General features: G+C 68.3%; 15 protein-coding genes. 7 read left to right on the forward strand and 8 right to left on the reverse strand.

Annotated elements, in window-relative coordinates; all coding sequences use genetic code 11:
* Positions 1 to 108: 108 nt before the first annotated feature.
* The 4 genes from rplI to rpsF form a co-directional block, all read right to left on the reverse strand.
* Positions 109 to 687, reverse strand: a complete 579-nt coding sequence (gene rplI, locus IEY14_RS00075) for a 50S ribosomal protein L9 (protein WP_188906206.1) — start codon at positions 685 to 687, stop codon at positions 109 to 111.
* Positions 688 to 717: 30 nt separating this feature from the next.
* Entirely contained in the window at positions 718 to 1,662 is a 945-nt protein-coding gene (locus IEY14_RS00080; protein ID WP_188906207.1) for a hypothetical protein, read from the reverse strand.
* A gap of 132 nt (positions 1,663 to 1,794) precedes the next feature.
* Positions 1,795 to 2,043, reverse strand: a complete 249-nt coding sequence (rpsR, locus tag IEY14_RS00085) for a 30S ribosomal protein S18 (RefSeq protein WP_188906208.1) — start codon at positions 2,041 to 2,043, stop codon at positions 1,795 to 1,797.
* A 6-nt stretch (positions 2,044 to 2,049) separates the two neighbouring features.
* Entirely contained in the window at positions 2,050 to 2,463 is a 414-nt protein-coding gene (gene rpsF / locus IEY14_RS00090) for a 30S ribosomal protein S6 (RefSeq protein ID WP_188906209.1), read from the reverse strand.
* A gap of 364 nt (positions 2,464 to 2,827) precedes the next feature.
* Here rpsF and fabD point away from each other — a divergent pair, with 364 nt between their 5' ends.
* From fabD to gmk, 7 genes are all read left to right on the forward strand, one after another.
* A complete protein-coding gene (gene fabD, locus IEY14_RS00095; RefSeq protein WP_188906210.1) occupies positions 2,828 to 3,772 on the forward strand; it encodes an ACP S-malonyltransferase in 945 nt (314 codons plus the stop codon).
* A gap of 31 nt (positions 3,773 to 3,803) precedes the next feature.
* Positions 3,804 to 4,541: a 3-oxoacyl-[acyl-carrier-protein] reductase gene (fabG, locus tag IEY14_RS00100; RefSeq protein ID WP_188906211.1), complete on the forward strand. Its 738-nt coding sequence runs from the start codon at positions 3,804 to 3,806 to the stop codon at positions 4,539 to 4,541.
* A 137-nt stretch (positions 4,542 to 4,678) separates the two neighbouring features.
* A complete protein-coding gene (locus IEY14_RS00105) occupies positions 4,679 to 4,915 on the forward strand; it encodes an acyl carrier protein (RefSeq protein WP_152045564.1) in 237 nt (78 codons plus the stop codon).
* Between the two features lie 39 nt (positions 4,916 to 4,954).
* Positions 4,955 to 6,220 carry a beta-ketoacyl-ACP synthase II gene (fabF, locus tag IEY14_RS00110; protein ID WP_188906212.1) on the forward strand — a complete coding sequence of 422 codons (1,266 nt, stop codon included), beginning with the start codon at positions 4,955 to 4,957 and terminating at the stop codon, positions 6,218 to 6,220.
* Positions 6,221 to 6,335: 115 nt separating this feature from the next.
* Positions 6,336 to 7,481 (forward strand): endolytic transglycosylase MltG, encoded by a 1,146-nt coding sequence (gene mltG, locus IEY14_RS00115; RefSeq protein ID WP_188906213.1) that lies wholly within the window; start codon positions 6,336 to 6,338, stop codon positions 7,479 to 7,481.
* A 45-nt stretch (positions 7,482 to 7,526) separates the two neighbouring features.
* Entirely contained in the window at positions 7,527 to 8,420 is an 894-nt protein-coding gene (locus IEY14_RS00120; protein WP_188906214.1) for a YicC/YloC family endoribonuclease, read from the forward strand.
* Positions 8,417 to 9,094: a guanylate kinase gene (gmk, locus tag IEY14_RS00125; RefSeq protein WP_188906215.1), complete on the forward strand. Its 678-nt coding sequence runs from the start codon at positions 8,417 to 8,419 to the stop codon at positions 9,092 to 9,094. The genes IEY14_RS00120 and gmk overlap by 4 nt, the downstream gene beginning before the upstream one ends.
* Before the next feature lie 3 nt (positions 9,095 to 9,097).
* Here the strand turns inward: gmk and rsmA are convergent, their stop codons facing one another.
* From rsmA to IEY14_RS00145, 4 genes are all read right to left on the reverse strand, one after another.
* Positions 9,098 to 9,925, reverse strand: a complete 828-nt coding sequence (gene rsmA, locus IEY14_RS00130) for a 16S rRNA (adenine(1518)-N(6)/adenine(1519)-N(6))-dimethyltransferase RsmA (protein ID WP_188906216.1) — start codon at positions 9,923 to 9,925, stop codon at positions 9,098 to 9,100.
* Entirely contained in the window at positions 9,922 to 10,947 is a 1,026-nt protein-coding gene (pdxA, locus tag IEY14_RS00135; protein ID WP_188906217.1) for a 4-hydroxythreonine-4-phosphate dehydrogenase PdxA, read from the reverse strand. The genes rsmA and pdxA overlap by 4 nt, the downstream gene beginning before the upstream one ends.
* Positions 10,948 to 10,967: 20 nt before the next feature.
* Entirely contained in the window at positions 10,968 to 11,906 is a 939-nt protein-coding gene (locus IEY14_RS00140; protein WP_188906218.1) for a SurA N-terminal domain-containing protein, read from the reverse strand.
* A 102-nt stretch (positions 11,907 to 12,008) separates the two neighbouring features.
* Positions 12,009 to 14,531 carry an LPS-assembly protein LptD gene (locus IEY14_RS00145; protein ID WP_244639234.1) on the reverse strand — a complete coding sequence of 841 codons (2,523 nt, stop codon included), beginning with the start codon at positions 14,529 to 14,531 and terminating at the stop codon, positions 12,009 to 12,011.
* Position 14,532 lies beyond the last annotated feature (1 nt).

Consider the following 14,532-nt stretch of genomic DNA (forward strand, 5'->3'; position numbering starts at 1 on the left):
GATCAAACGATAAGGTGTTGCGGCGCGAAGACAAGGGCTCGCTTCGTTGCAAAGCAAAGGGCCCCGGAGTGGAAAACTCCGAGGCCCCCGTTGCGTTTTTCCGAAAGATCAGGCGGAGGCTTCTTCTTCGCCCGCCTCTTCCTCCTCGACGAGTTCCTCGTCGTAGTTCTCTTCCTCGTCATCGCCATAGATGGCGGCGGCCGAGGTCAGGCTCTCGCCGCGCGCCTGGCGGTCGGCCTCGTCCTGCGAGCGGGCGATGTTGAAGGTGACCTCCAGCTCGACTTCCGGATGGAGCGACAGCAGCACCGGATGCAGGCCGATCGTCTTGATCGGCTGCTTCATCTGCGCCGCGTTGCGGCTGACCTTGACGCCTTCGGCATTCAGGAGATCCGCGACGTCGCGGGCCGAGACCGAGCCGTAGAGCTGGCCCGTCTCGCCGGCCGAGCGGACGATCACGAAGGTGCGGCCGCGCAGCTGGCCGGCGACGCCGAAGGCTTCCTGCTTGCGCTCCTCGTTCCGGGCGATGAGCTCGGCCTTCTGCGATTCGAACTTGGTGCGATTGGCCTCGTTGGCGCGCAGCGCCCGGCCGCTGGGCAGGAGATAGTTGCGGGCGAAACCGTCCTTGACGCGGACGGTGTCGCCCATCTGGCCGAGACGCGCGATGCGCTCGAGGAGAATGACTTCCATGGTTCTTTCCTTTCGAGATGCTTGGAAGCTTCAGGGTGAGGGGATCGCGCTCGGCCGGCGCGCCGTCTCGGACAGGCCGATGATGGTCGCGACGAAGAGCGGGAAGGTGAGGAGCAGGATCGCCATGTAGAGGGCAAAGAGGATCAGCCCGCGCGAGCGCGTCGCCCGCGTCATGCGGTGGATCGCGGCGAGGCCGGCAAGGGTGAAGCCCATGCCGAAGCTGCCGGCGACCACCGCGCCGACATTGCCGAGCGTGCCCGGCGCGAAGCTCGCGACGAGGCCGGCGCCGAAGACGAGAAGCGCCGGGCGCGGCAGCGCCGAGGCCTTCGCCGGCAGGTCGTCGCGCGGCCGGGCGAGCTTGCCGGACAGGCGGGTGATCGAGGCGGCGAAATAGAGGCAAACGGCGAGCATCGCGACGAGCAGCGCCGGCTGCAGGAAGGGAATCAGCGTCACCACCTGATGGGCGAGACGGTCGACCTGGTCCTGGGAGGCGGGATCGCCGATCTGCGTGCTGAGGGCGCGGCCGAGCTCGTCGCCGATGGCGGCGGCGTCGAAGCCGACCAGCCAGCCGACGAAGAGACAGGCGAGCGCGGCGACGAGCGCGATGGCGAAGAGAATGCGCGGCACCGGGAACCAGTCGAGCGCCGGCGCGCCGTTCGGGCCGGCCGGCCGGCCGTCGTCGGCAAGGCGCGCGAGGCCGGCGACATGGCCGATCGCGGCGGCCAGCAGCGCGATGGCGGCGAAGAGCAGGAGGCCGCTCGCCGGCGCGCCGGTGATCGCGCCGATGGTGACGGCGGCCGCGCCCGCCGCGACGAAGCCGACGAGGCTGCCCCAGCCGAGACTGGCGATGAAGATGGGAAGCGGCGCGATCAGCGACAGGACCACGGCCAGCATCGATTGCAGCACCACGCCGGCGAAGAGCAAGGCGGAGGCGAAGCCGGCGGCAAGGCCGATGAGGATCGCGAGCGGGTTCATGCGGAAGGCGCTGTCCTGCGGTGGGGCAGTTAGGAGCGGTGGCGCTCCAACATGGCGGGAATGTCACGCCATCCCGGAGCCGGCGGGATGGGGAACGGCGGGCTGATGCCCGCCGTCGTCATGGCATGAGCCTTACTTCAGGACGTAGGGCAGGAGGCCGAGGAAGCGGGCGCGCTTGATGGCCTGGGCCAGGGCGCGCTGGTTCTTCTGCGACACGGCCGTGATGCGGGACGGAACGATCTTGCCGCGCTCGGAAATGTAGCGCTGCAGCAGGCGCACGTCCTTGTAGTCGATCTTCGGCGCGTCGGACGCGGCGAAGGGATCGGACTTGCGGCGGCGGTGGAAGGGCCGACGGGTCGGCATCTGGGAAATATCGACCATGGCCTATCACTCCCCATCCATGCCGCGGTCGCGGCGCGGCGGACGGTCGTCGCGGTCGCGGCGCGGACGGTCGTCACGGTCGCGGCGCGGACGGTCGTCGCGCTTCTGCATCATGACGGACTGGCTCTCCTCAAGAGCGTCCACCTTGATGGTGATGTAGCGCAGGATGTCCTCGTTGAAGCGCATCTGGCGCTCCATCTCCTGCACCGCCGCCGGCGGGGCGTCGATGTTCATCAGGGTGTAATAGGCCTTCCGGTTCTTCTTGATCCGGTAGGTGAGGGTCTTGAGACCCCAGTTCTCGACCTTGCCGACAGAGCCGCCATTCTCTTCGATCACGCCGCGGAACGCATCCACGAGCTGATCGACCTGCTGGCCGCTGATGTCCTGGCGGGCGAGAAACACGTGCTCGTAAAGAGCCATGGCGCTTCGCCTTTCCTGGTTTTCGTTTCGTCCTGCCCGGAACAGCGGCTAAGCCTCTGCGACTCTCCTGCGCGGGCCGCGAGGGCCGCATGGTCGGAAAGGCGCGTCGTAACGGACGGTCGAGAGCGGGGACACGGGAAGCGGACGCGCGAGGCGACCTCATGCCGGCGAGCCGGCATCCTCCGTTCAGCCCCCGGCTTGTCGCCGGGCAATGACGTTGCGGCCGTTACAGCATCCGAACGGGGATGGCAAGCTTGGACGGCGCCGCCCCGCACTCGCGCCGGCGGGGCGGCGTCCGACTTCGCGTCCTTCTTGACAGATCCTTAACCATGGGCTGATGACGCGCCCACCAAAGGAGTGGGCGATGAGTTTTGCCTTGATCTTCCCGGGACAGGGAAGCCAGAGCGTCGGCATGGGACGGGCGCTCTACGACGCCTTTCCCGAAAGCCGGTCGGTCTTCGAGGAGGTCGACGCGGCGCTCGGGGAGAAGCTGAGCCAAGTGATCTTCGAGGGGCCGGAAGACGCGCTGACCCGGACCGCCAATGCGCAGCCGGCGATCATGGCGGTGTCGCTCGCGGCCTTCCGGGCCCTGGAAGCGCGCGGTTTCGATGCGGCGAGGGCGGCCTTCGTCGCCGGCCATTCCCTGGGCGAATATTCGGCGCTCGCCGCCGCCGGCACCTTCTCGGTCGGCGAGACCGCGCGGCTGCTGCGCATTCGCGGCGAGGCCATGCAGAAGGCCGTGCCGGTCGGCGAGGGCGCGATGGCGGCGATCCTCGGTCTGGAGGCGGAGGCGGTGGCCGCGCTCTGCGCCGAAGCCGAGCGCGAGGGAGGAATCTGTCAGCCGGCGAACGACAATGGCGGCGGGCAGATCGTCGTCTCGGGCTCCGCCGAGGCGGTCGCCCGCGCCGTCGCGCTGGCGCCCGAGCGCGGCGCCAAGCGCGCCATTCCGCTCGCCGTTTCCGCGCCCTTCCATTGCCGGCTGATGCAGCCCGCCGCCGAGGCGATGGCCGAGGCGCTGGCCGGGGCCGAGATGCGGGCGCCCCGCGTGCCGCTCGTCGCCAATGTCACGGCTTCGGCTCTGACCGATCCGGCCGAGATCCGCGCCCGGCTGGTCGAACAGGTGACGGGCCAGGTGCGCTGGCGCGAATCCGTGGAATTCATGGCGCGGTCCGGCGTCGAGACCCTGGTCGAAATCGGCAACGGCAAGGTGCTGGCCGGTCTTGCCAAGCGCATCGAGAAGGCGCTGAAGGTGGTGAATGTCGGCCTGCCGGCCGAAGTCGAGTCGGCCGAGGCCGCGATCGGCCGATAAGAGCCGGACGTCGAGGAACAAGGGAGGCGACATGTTCGATCTGACCGGCCGCAGGGCGCTCGTCACGGGCGCCAGCGGCGGCATCGGCGAGGCGATCGCGAAGGCGCTGCATGCGGCGGGCGCGAGCGTCGGCCTGCACGGCACGCGCCGCGAGAAGCTGGAGGAACTGGCTGCGGCGCTCGGCGAGCGCGCCCATGTCCTGCCCGCCGATCTCGGTAGCCGCGAGGGCCAGACGGGGCTCGCCGAGGCGGCCGAGGCGGCGATGGACGGCGTCGACATCCTCGTCAACAATGCCGGCATCACCAAGGACGGGCTCTTCGTGCGCATGAGCGACGAGGACTGGGACAAGGTGCTGGAAGTGAACCTCACTGCGGCGATGCGTCTCACGCGCGCCCTGACCCATCCGATGATGCGCCGCCGCTTCGGCCGCATCGTCAACATCACCTCGGTCGTCGCCGTGACCGGCAATCCCGGCCAGGCGAACTACTGCGCCGCCAAGGCCGGCATGATCGGCTTCACCAAGTCGCTGGCGCAGGAGATCGCCTCGCGCAACGTGACGGTGAACTGCATCGCGCCCGGCTTCATCGAAAGCGCGATGACCGGCAAGCTGAACGACAAGCAGAAGGAGGCGATCATGGGCGCCATCCCGATGCGCCGGATGGGGATCGGCGGCGACATCGCCGCCGCCGCCCTCTATCTGGCCTCCGACGAGGCCGCCTATGTCACGGGGCAGACGCTGCACGTGAACGGCGGCATGGCCATGATCTGAACCGCCGCTGCCCGTTGATTCGGCTCGTTCATGCGGAAAACTTCGGCATGACGAAGTCGGAACGGCGAGCAAAGCTTGATTCAACCGCTCGCCGCGTCTAACCAGAGCGGCGAAATTCTCCCAACCGAGGAATACACATGAGCGATGTCGCTGAACGCGTGAAGAAGATCGTGGTCGAGCACCTGGGCGTCGAAGCCGACAAGGTGACGGAGAACGCGAGCTTCATCGACGACCTGGGCGCGGACAGCCTCGACACGGTCGAGCTCGTGATGGCCTTCGAGGAAGAGTTCGGCGTCGAGATCCCGGACGATGCCGCCGAGACCATCCTGACGGTCGGCGACGCGGTCAAGTTCATCGAGAAGAACCAGTCCTGACGCGGTCCTGACGCGCACGTCTGGTTGATTGGGAGCGTAATGAGACGAGTCGTCATTACCGGCGTCGGGATGGTGAGCCCTCTCGGCGCCGGGGCCGGCATCACTTGGAAGCGCCTTCTGAGCGGCCGGAGCGGAGCGCGTCGGATCGAATCCTTCGAGGTTTCCGACATTCCTTGCCAGATCGCCTGCGAGATTCCTCGCGGCGACGGTTCCGACGGAACCTTCAATCCCGACCAGTGGATGGAGCCGAAGGAACAGCGCAAGGTCGACGACTTCATCATCTATGCCGTCGCGGCGGCCTCCGAGGCGCTGGACGATGCCGACTGGCATCCCGAGACCGACGAGGACCAGTGCGCGACGGGCGTTCTGATCGGCTCGGGCATCGGCGGGCTGCAGAGCATCCACGACACGTCGCTGCTCCTTTCCGAGAAGGGGCCGCGCCGCGTCTCTCCCTTCTTCATCCCCGGCAGTCTGATCAACCTCGCCTCCGGCCAGGTCTCGATCCGCAACAAGCTGCGCGGGCCGAATTCCTCCGTCGTCACCGCCTGTTCCACGGGCGCGCATGCGATCGGCGACGCCTCCCGGCTGATCGCCCTCGGCGATGCCGACGTGATGGTGGCGGGCGGCACCGAGTCGCCGGTCTGCCGCATCTCGATGGCCGGCTTCTCCGCCTGCAAGGCGCTCTCCACCCATTTCAACGACGACCCGACGCGCGGCTCGCGGCCCTATGATCGCGATCGCGACGGCTTCGTGATGGGCGAGGGCGCCGGGATCGTCGTCCTCGAGGAGCTCGACCATGCCCGGGCGCGCGGCGCCAAGATCTATGCCGAGGTGATCGGCTACGGCATGTCGGGCGACGCCTTCCACATCACCGCCCCGGCCGAGAGCGGCGACGGCGCCTATCGCTGCATGACGGCGGCGCTGAAGCGCGCCGGCATCCGGCCGGACGAGATCGACTATATCAACGCCCATGGCACCTCGACGCCGCTCGGCGACGAGATCGAGCTTCGGGCGATCGAGCGGCTGCTCGGCGACGCCGCCGAAGGCCGCCTGATGTCCTCGACGAAATCCGCCATCGGCCACCTTCTCGGCGCGGCGGGCTCGGTCGAGGCGATCTTCTGCGCCCTGGCGATCCGCGATCAGGTCGCGCCGCCGACGCTCAATCTCGACAATCCCTCCGTCGAGACGAAGATCGATCTCGTGCCGCACGAGAAGCGCGCCGCGAAGATCGACGTCGCTCTGTCGAACTCCTTCGGCTTCGGCGGCACCAACGCCTCGCTGGTGCTGCGGCGCCTCGCCGACTGACGGCGCCCAGCGGAGCCGCAAGCTCCGCTCATCCGTCTTTCGCCACATTGGAAAACTACTCCGACGCGGATCGTTTCGTCCCGCGGGACGAAGCCGGAATTTGGGGTGAGGGGCCTTGAGCGAGGAACCGAAACAGGCCGATGCCGGGCCGCGCGGAGCGGGGCCGGACGCGGGCAAGGGACCGCGCCCGGTGCGGCCGCCGCCGCGCTCGCGCCGCGCCCGCAGCCGCATCGTCGTCTTCTTCAACACGCTTCTGTCCGGCGCCCTCGTCGTCTGCCTCGCCGCGGCCGTCCTCTTCTTCTGGGGGCGCTCCGAATTCGAGAGCCCCGGCCCGCTCGAGGTCGAGAAGGCCGTGGTCGTGCCGCAGAAGGCGCGCGCCGAGGCGATCGGCGACATTCTCGAACGCGCCGGCGTCATCAGCAATGCCCGCGTCTTCCAGGCGGGCATCTGGGCCGAGAAGGCCGGCGCGAAGCTGAAGGCCGGCGAATACGGCTTCGAGCCGGGCATCTCGATGCGCGGCGTCCTCGACAAGCTGATGCGCGGCGACTCGATCCTCCATTCGGTGGTGATCCCGGAAGGCTGGACCGTAAAGCAGATCTTCGACCGCGTCGGCGCCGAGGAGGTGCTGACCGGCGACCTGCCGCCCATGCCCGCCGAAGGCACGCTGCGGCCGGACACCTATCGCGTCCAGCGCGGCATGGCGCGGGCCGAACTCATCCGCAAGATGCAGGAGGCGCAGACCGACCTCGTCGCCGAGGTCTGGGAGCGGCGCGACAAGGACCTGCCGCTGAAGGATATCGGCCAGTTCGTGACGCTCGCTTCGATCGTGGAGAAGGAAACGGGCAAGGCGGACGAGCGGCCGCGCGTCGCCGCCGTCTTCATGAACCGGCTGAAGAAGGGCATGCGCCTCCAGTCGGACCCGACCATCATCTACGCCGTCTGGGGCGGCGCCGGCAAACCCTCGGACGAGCCGATCCGCCAGTCGCATATCCGCAACGAAAGCCCCTACAACACCTATGTGGTGAAGGGACTGCCGCCGGGGCCGATCGCCTGTCCGGGCCGCGCCGCGCTCGAAGCCGTCGCCAATCCGGCGACGACGAAGGACGTCTATTTCGTCGCCGACGGCGATGGCGGCCATGTCTTCGCCTCGACGCTCGAAGAGCATAACGCCAATGTCCGGCGCTATCGCGAGATCGAGAAGCAGCGAAACCTGCCGGTTCCCGCCACCGTCGGTCTGGACGACCCGGTTCTCGCGCAGTAATCCCTGGCCGGGCGCCGCCGCCGGCGGCCGGAAGGGAGACGGCCGATGCCTGTCGCGAGCATGACGGGCTTCGCCCGCGCCGAAACACGCCATGCGGACGAAAGCTTCGTCTTCGAATTGCGGGCGGTGAACGGCAAGGGGCTGGAACTGCGCCTGCGCCTGCCGCCCGGCTTCGAGAGCCTGGAGCCGGAGATCCGCCGCCTCGCGGCCTCCCGGCTGACGCGCGGCAATGTCCAGATCGCCCTTTCGGCCGGCAAGACCGAAAGCCGGACGCGCTTTTCCGTCAACGAGGCGGTGCTGGCCGAGGTGCTGGCCCTCAGCGACCGGCTCGTCGCCGCCGGTCATGCCGTGACGCCGACGGCCGACGGCCTTCTGTCGCTGCGCGGCGTGATCGAGAACGGCGAGGCCGGCATGGCGGAGGCCGCGCCCGGGCCGGAACGGATCGAAGCCGCCCAGGCCGGCTTCGCCGAGGCGCTGGAAGCGCTCGTCGCGGCGCGGCGGGCGGAGGGCGCCGCGATCGCCGACGTGCTCCGGGCCCGGCTCGACGAGATGGCCATCCTGGTCGAACGCGCCGAACGCGATCCGGCGCGCCAGCCGAATGCGATCCGCGAGCGGCTCGACGCGCAGCTGGCGCTGTTGTTGCAGGGCAAGGGCGGGCAGATCGACGAGGCGCGGCTTCTCGGCGAAGTGGCGCTGCTGGCGACAAGGGCCGATATTCGCGAGGAGCTCGACCGGCTGCGGGCGCATCTCGACGCGGCGCGCGCTCTTCTGAACGAAGGCGGCGCCATCGGGCGGCGGCTGGATTTCCTTTCACAGGAATTCAACCGGGAGGCCAATACACTATGCTCCAAATCCAACGCGACGTCGCTGACGGCGATCGGCCTTGAGCTGAAGGTCGTCGTCGATCAGTTCCGCGAGCAGGTGCAGAACATCGAATGACCCTCTCCGCCGCCAAGACCTCGCATGCCGGCATCGAGCGCCGGGGCATCATGCTGATCCTCTCCTCGCCCTCCGGCGCGGGCAAGTCGACCATCGCGCAACGCCTGCTCGAGACCGACGAGCGCTTCTCGCTGTCCGTCAGCGTCACCACGCGCGACCGGCGGCCGAGCGAGATCGAAGGCCGGCACTACCATTTCATCGGGCGCGACGAGTTCGTGCAGCTGCGCGAGGCCGACGCCCTCCTGGAATCGGCCGAGGTGCATGGCAATCTCTACGGCACGCCGCGCGCGCCGGTGGAAGCGGCGATGCAGGCCGGGCGCGACATGCTCTTCGACATTGACTGGCAGGGCGCCGAGCAGATGCAGGCGAAGGCGAAGGCCGACATCGTCTCCGTCTTCATCCTGCCGCCGACCATGGCGGAACTGCAGAAGCGCTTGACGCGGCGGGCGGAGGATTCCAGCGGGACGATCGAGAAGCGGCTGCGCAATGCCCGGCAGGAGATCGCGCGCTGGGTCGATTACGATTACGTCGTCGTGAACTACGATCTCGAACAAGCCTTCGCGGAAGTGCAGGCGATCGTCGCGGCCGAGCGGCTGCGCTGCGCCCGGCGCCCGGGCCTGCGCCACTTCGCCGGCTCGCTCATCGAGCAGAAGCTGGCGGGCCTCGACGTCTGATGGTCAGAGAAGCCGCGCCAGCCGGCAGAATTCCTCGACCGAGAGCGTCTCGGCCCGCCGCTGCGGGTCGATTTCCGCCCGCACCAGCAGAGCCTCGCCGCCGAGGCTCTTCAGGCTCTGGCGCAGCATCTTACGGCGCTGGCCGAAGGCGGCAGCGGTGACCGTTTCGAGCGACTTCAGCGGCACGTCGATCGGCTCCGGTCGGGGCACCAGCCGCACGATGGAGGACGTGACCTTGGGCGGCGGCGTGAAGGCCTCGCGCGAAACGTCGAAGAGAATCGCGGCATGCGCCCGCCAGCCGGCCAGGACGCCGAGCCGGCCATAGGCGGCGATTCCGTGAGTGGCGACGATGCGCTCGGCCACCTCGCGCTGGAACATCAGCACCATCTCGCTCCAGAGCGGCGGCCAGGCGGCGGGCGTGAGCCAGTTCAAGAGCAGCTGCGTGCCGACATTGTAGGGCAGGTTGGCGACGATCTTCGCCGGCCGGCCGCCGGTCAGGCTCGCGATGTCGACCGTCAGCGCATCGGCCTCGATCACCGTCAGCCGGCCCGGATAATGCGCGGCGATCTCGGCCAGCGCCCCGAGGCAGCGGGGGTCCTTCTCGATGGCGACGACGCGCGGCGCGCCCTCGGAGAGGAGCGCGCGCGTCAGCCCGCCGGGACCGGGGCCGACCTCGATCACGACATGATCGTCGAAGGGCAGAGCCTGCCGCGCGATGCGGCCGGTGAGATTGAGATCGAGCAGGAAGTTCTGGCCGAGCGCCCGGCGCGGATCGAGTCCGTGCTCGGTCATCACGGCGCGCAGCGGCGGCAATCCGTCCATGGCGGTCAAGCCGCGGTCGAGGCCGGCCGGCCCGCGCGTTCCGCCATGCGGGCGGCGAGGCGGATCGCGGCGATCATGCTGGCCGGGCGCGCCGCGCCGGTGCCGGCGAGGTTGCTCGCCGTGCCGTGATCGGGCGAGGTGCGGACGAGCGGCAGGCCGAGCGTCACGTTCACGGTCTCGTCGAAGGCGAGGGTCTTCGCCGGGATCAGCGCCTGATCGTGATACATGCAGAGCGCGACGTCGTAGCCGTGCCGGGCTTCCGGGTGGAACATCGTGTCGCCGGGCAGGGGGCCGAAGGCGTCGATGCCCTCCGCCCGCAAGGCCTCGACGGCCGGGCGGATGACGCGCTCGTCCTCCTCGCCGATGGCACCCCGCTCGCCGGCATGCGGATTGAGACCCGACACGGCGAGACGCGGTTCGGGAAAGCCGAGGCGCTCGCGCAGGTCCCGCGCGGTGATGCGCGCCGTCGCGACGATCAGCTCGGTGGTGAGCTGCTTCGGCACTTCGGATAGGGGAATGTGGATCGTCACCGGCACGCAGGAGAGTTCCGGCCCGGCGAGCAGCATCACCGGCATGAAGGGCCGGCCGAGGATCGCGGCGCAGAGATCGGCGAGATATTCCGTATGGCCGGGATGGCGAAAGCCGGCATCGTAGAGCGCCTTCTTGTCGATCGGCGCGGTGACGATGCCGCAGCAGCGCCCTTCGAGCACCAGCCGCACGGCGCGATCGATCGCCTCGATCGTCCCGAGCGCATTGGCGGTGTCGAGCCGGCCCGGCGTCTCCTCGTGGCGATTGGCGAGCGGCAGCACGGGCAGGGCGCGCGGGAAGAGGTCGATGGCCGCTTCCGGCGCCTCGATCGCCTCGATCGCGAGGGACAGGCCGAGGCGCGCGGCGCGGCGGTGCAGCATCGCCGGATCGGCCAGCATCAGGAAGGGCGGCAGGCCGAGCGCGGCGCGGGCCTCGAAAGCCGCGAGGGCGACATCCGGCCCGATGCCGGACGGCTCGCCGACCGTCAGAGCCAAAGGCAGCAAGGAGGGCCCCGCCGCGACGCTCAACGCCGGATGATCGCCGCCTTGGACTTCAGCTTGGCGAGGAGCTTGGCATCCGGCCCTTCGCCGCCGCTGCGGCTCTTCTCCAGATCCTGCGTCTGGAACACCATCGCCGCGACCTTGTCGTCGGAAATGCTGCGGGTGGAGCAGACGGCGATGAACTCGACGCCCTTCTCGGTGGCGAGCGGCGGCGTGGTGCCGCTGCTCGAAATCTTCGAGATCGCATCCTTCCAGGCCTCGGGCAGTTCGGGCTGCGAGACGCGGCCGAGCTCGCGCACCGTCACGTCGCGCAGACCCTTGGCGATCGTGTAATTGCCCTCGCAGCCGCTGAAGCGGTTGCGCATGCCGTTGGCCTCGGTCATCCGCGCCGCCTTCATCGCGTCGCGCTTGGCCGGCGGAATGACGAAGATCACCTGCTGGAGCTGATATTCCGTCGTGCTTGGCTTGTTGCCGCCCTGCGCCAGCATCCGCTGCACGACATCGGTTTCGGACAGGCGCTGGCCGCCGCCGCGCATCGAAGCCTGGACCGCCTGGCCCCAGCCCATCTGCACCCGTATGTAGTCCTTGAAGGCCTTCGGCGAGAAGCCGGCATGGCCGAGAACCTGGCCAAGCTGATCCGCCGTCAGCTTGTTGTCATTGGCGAATTTCGCATAGGCGGCCTCCACCGCCTCGTCCGGCACGCGGATGCCGAGGCGTTTGGTCTCCTGCTTCTTCAGCGCCTCGTCGATCAGCTCGTCCGTCGCCGCCTGCTTCAGGTCGCCCTTCACATGGCGCAGACGCAGGAACGGCACACGCTGCTGGATGGCGAAGCTCGTCACCGGGTCCTTGTTGACGATCACCGCGATTTCCGACTCCGCCAGCGCCGGCAGCGACGCGGCGAGCGTCGATCCCGCGACGACGAGCGCGAGCGCGGTCCGCTTGAACAGATGGCCTCCGATCATTCCCGTGATGTCCCCGATCATCCTGCGGGCGGCCCCGTGGCCGCGCGTCGTCCCCTTAGGCTTCGCAGCGCTGGCTAGCGCGAAGCTTTGGCGAAACAATGGTCAGTCGCCCTCGCCGAGCTTGTATTTGTATTGCGCGTCCGCGACCGTGCGCAGCGAGAGCTTGAACATGATCTCGTTCTGGGAATCGCTCAGCTGGTAGTTGTCGTCCGTCTGCGTGTACTGCGCGAGCAGGCTGAAGCATTCGTCGAGATAGCCGAGACCGAAGGATTTCGAGATCACCGCGTCGTTCTTGATGTCGTAGCCGAGCGAGCCATAGGCCGTCCATTCCTTGGTCAGTTTGACGTTGGCGCTGATGCCGGCCTGGCTGCGATCGACCGGGAACCCGTAGATCGGCTGGGCGGCGATCTGCGAATAGGTGAGGCCGACACCGAAGCGCGAGCCCGAATAGGCTGAGGACAGATCGGTGCGCTTGACGTCGAGCGTCTCCTCGTCGAGCCGCGTGCCGACGCCGAATTGCAGCCCGATCGGCGTGCCGACGGCGACGGAGCCGACATAGTCGGACCGGTTGGTCTCCAGCCCCGAATCCGCTCCGACCAGCGCCAGATCGTAATCGGCGAAGGAATTGCGGCCGGCGAGATGGAAGGATTCGCCGGCGGTGGCGTTCACCGTGTAGCCCGTCTCGTAGGTGCCGGAATAGCGCAGGCCCACATTGGCGCGCGTGCCGCCCTCGATCCGGTCGTAGCCGGAGAACTTGTCGATCGCGAAGAGATTGGTTGTGTTGAAGACGAGGCTCTGCGCGTCCTCGTTCGGCAGGTTGCCGATGCTTGTCTCGTTCGGACGAACGATCAGCTGCGCGATCGGCTCGATGACATGGGTGGAGCCCTGCGCGTCGATGACGATCGGATAGCGCGCGTCGACACCCGCCGCCGCCATGCCGCGGAAGCCGGACGTGTCGATCTCGGTATCGCCGATCGTGATCGTCGGGTTGGTGATGCTGTTGATCGCGAGGAACGGATCGGTGGGCGCGCCGGAATAGCCGTCCGTCGACATGTCGGCGCGATAGAGATCGCCGCGCAGGCTGGCGAAGGGCGTCAGCACCAGACCGCCGTCGGTGGTGAAGGTGCGGCGCCATTCGGCCTCGACCGTGCCGCGCGAATAGTCGCCTTCCAGCGCCCGGCGCCGGAAATAGTCGGTGCGGTAGGGGAAACCGGACAGGAGTCCGGCATTCACCGCCGCGGTGCTGCTACAGCTGCCGTCGATGAAGAAGTCCGGATCGCAGAGCAGGAAGTTCTGGAGATCCGCCTCGTCGCGCCGGATATTGACGAGATTGGCGTTGAACTGCACCTCGCCGCCGAGCGGGCCGTCCTCGATCCGCTCGTAGTCGAAGGTGGGCAGCACCCAGGGCTGCACGTCCTGGTCGCTCTTCACCCGGGTCTGGATGTCGAAGCGCTGGGCGCGCAGGTCGAAGAAGCTGCGGTCGCCGAGGCCGGTCAGATAGACTTCCGACGTGTGGAAGGTCTGGTTGAAGTTCTCGATGTCGTAGGTGTTCGAGAAGTTCTGGTCGCTCTGGGCGAGAATGTCCCAGCCGAAGGTCCAGTCCTCGTTGAGCGCGAAGCGGCCGGTCGTGCCGATCATGCCGCGCTCGGTATTGGTATAGTCCGGCGACAGGCTGACGCCGGTGATCGGATCGCGCGGATCGGTCGTGCGGTCGAAGGCTTGCGGGTCCTGCTGTGACAGGCCGGCAGCCTGAAGCGTGTAGTAGCCGTTGCCGAAGGCCTGACGGAACTCGACTTCGCCGAGGAAGCCCTGCTTCGAGTAATAGGTGCCCGCCACCGTCGCGTCGTAGCTGTCCGACAGGGCGAAGAAATAGGGCACGCGCAGGCCGAAGCCGCGCGCGTCCGACTGGGTGAAGCTCGGCACGAGGAAGCCGCTCTTGCGCTTCACCGTCGGGTCGGGCTGGGCGAAATAGGGCAGATAGGCGAGGGGCGCGCCGAAGAACTCGAAGGCCGCGCCATAGTAGCGCACCACCTTCTTCTGCTGGTCCCAGACGATCTTGCGCGCCCGCACCTGCCAGAGCGGCGCGCGCTCGGGATGCTCCCGGCAGGCTTCGCAGGCCGTGTAGATGCCTTTCTCGAAGGTCGTGACGCTGCCGTTCTCGCGCACGGCGCCCTGCGCCGCGAAGCGGGTATTGTCCGGCGTCTCGATGCGCAGCGCGCGCACGAAGCCATCGGCGAAATCGTCGGTGATGTCGGCGCTGTCGGCATAGACCTTGTTGCCGTCCGGCTGCACGAGCTGCACGTCGCCGGTCGCGATCAGGCGCCGCGTCTTCTGGTTGTAGATGACCTTCTTCGCGACGAGCTTGTAATTGCCGTAGTCGATCTGCACGCCGCCAGCGGCCGTCACGACCGCCGCGTCGCTCTCGTAGGTGACCGTGTCGGCCTCCAGGAACAGCTTCGCGTCAGGCGGCACCGATACCGAGGCCGGCAGCGGATTGATGGCCGCCGCGCCCTGCGCGGCGGCCCCCGTCGCGGCGCAGACGAGCGCGCATAAGGCGACGCCCGCCGCGAGCAGCGTCCGGCGTCCCCATGCATGCACCGGCCGCGAGTTACCCCTCGCCATCATT

The organism is Aureimonas endophytica (assembly GCF_014642635.1).
Taxonomy (GTDB): domain Bacteria; phylum Pseudomonadota; class Alphaproteobacteria; order Rhizobiales; family Rhizobiaceae; genus Plantimonas; species Plantimonas endophytica.

Coding starts and splice junctions, on each gene's coding strand:
- rplI (WP_188906206.1), bottom strand. CDS start 687: ATGGAAGTCATTCTCCTCGAGCGCATCGCGCGTCTCGGCCAGATGGGC.
- IEY14_RS00080 (WP_188906207.1), bottom strand. CDS start 1,662: ATGAACCCGCTCGCGATCCTCATCGGCCTTGCCGCCGGCTTCGCCTCC.
- rpsR (WP_188906208.1), bottom strand. CDS start 2,043: ATGGTCGATATTTCCCAGATGCCGACCCGTCGGCCCTTCCACCGCCGC.
- rpsF (WP_188906209.1), bottom strand. CDS start 2,463: ATGGCTCTTTACGAGCACGTGTTTCTCGCCCGCCAGGACATCAGCGGC.
- fabD (WP_188906210.1), top strand. CDS start 2,828: ATGAGTTTTGCCTTGATCTTCCCGGGACAGGGAAGCCAGAGCGTCGGC.
- fabG (WP_188906211.1), top strand. CDS start 3,804: ATGTTCGATCTGACCGGCCGCAGGGCGCTCGTCACGGGCGCCAGCGGC.
- IEY14_RS00105 (WP_152045564.1), top strand. CDS start 4,679: ATGAGCGATGTCGCTGAACGCGTGAAGAAGATCGTGGTCGAGCACCTG.
- fabF (WP_188906212.1), top strand. CDS start 4,955: ATGAGACGAGTCGTCATTACCGGCGTCGGGATGGTGAGCCCTCTCGGC.
- IEY14_RS00120 (WP_188906214.1), top strand. CDS start 7,527: ATGCCTGTCGCGAGCATGACGGGCTTCGCCCGCGCCGAAACACGCCAT.
- gmk (WP_188906215.1), top strand. CDS start 8,417: ATGACCCTCTCCGCCGCCAAGACCTCGCATGCCGGCATCGAGCGCCGG.
- IEY14_RS00140 (WP_188906218.1), bottom strand. CDS start 11,906: ATGATCGGAGGCCATCTGTTCAAGCGGACCGCGCTCGCGCTCGTCGTC.
- IEY14_RS00145 (WP_244639234.1), bottom strand. CDS start 14,531: ATGATGGCGAGGGGTAACTCGCGGCCGGTGCATGCATGGGGACGCCGG.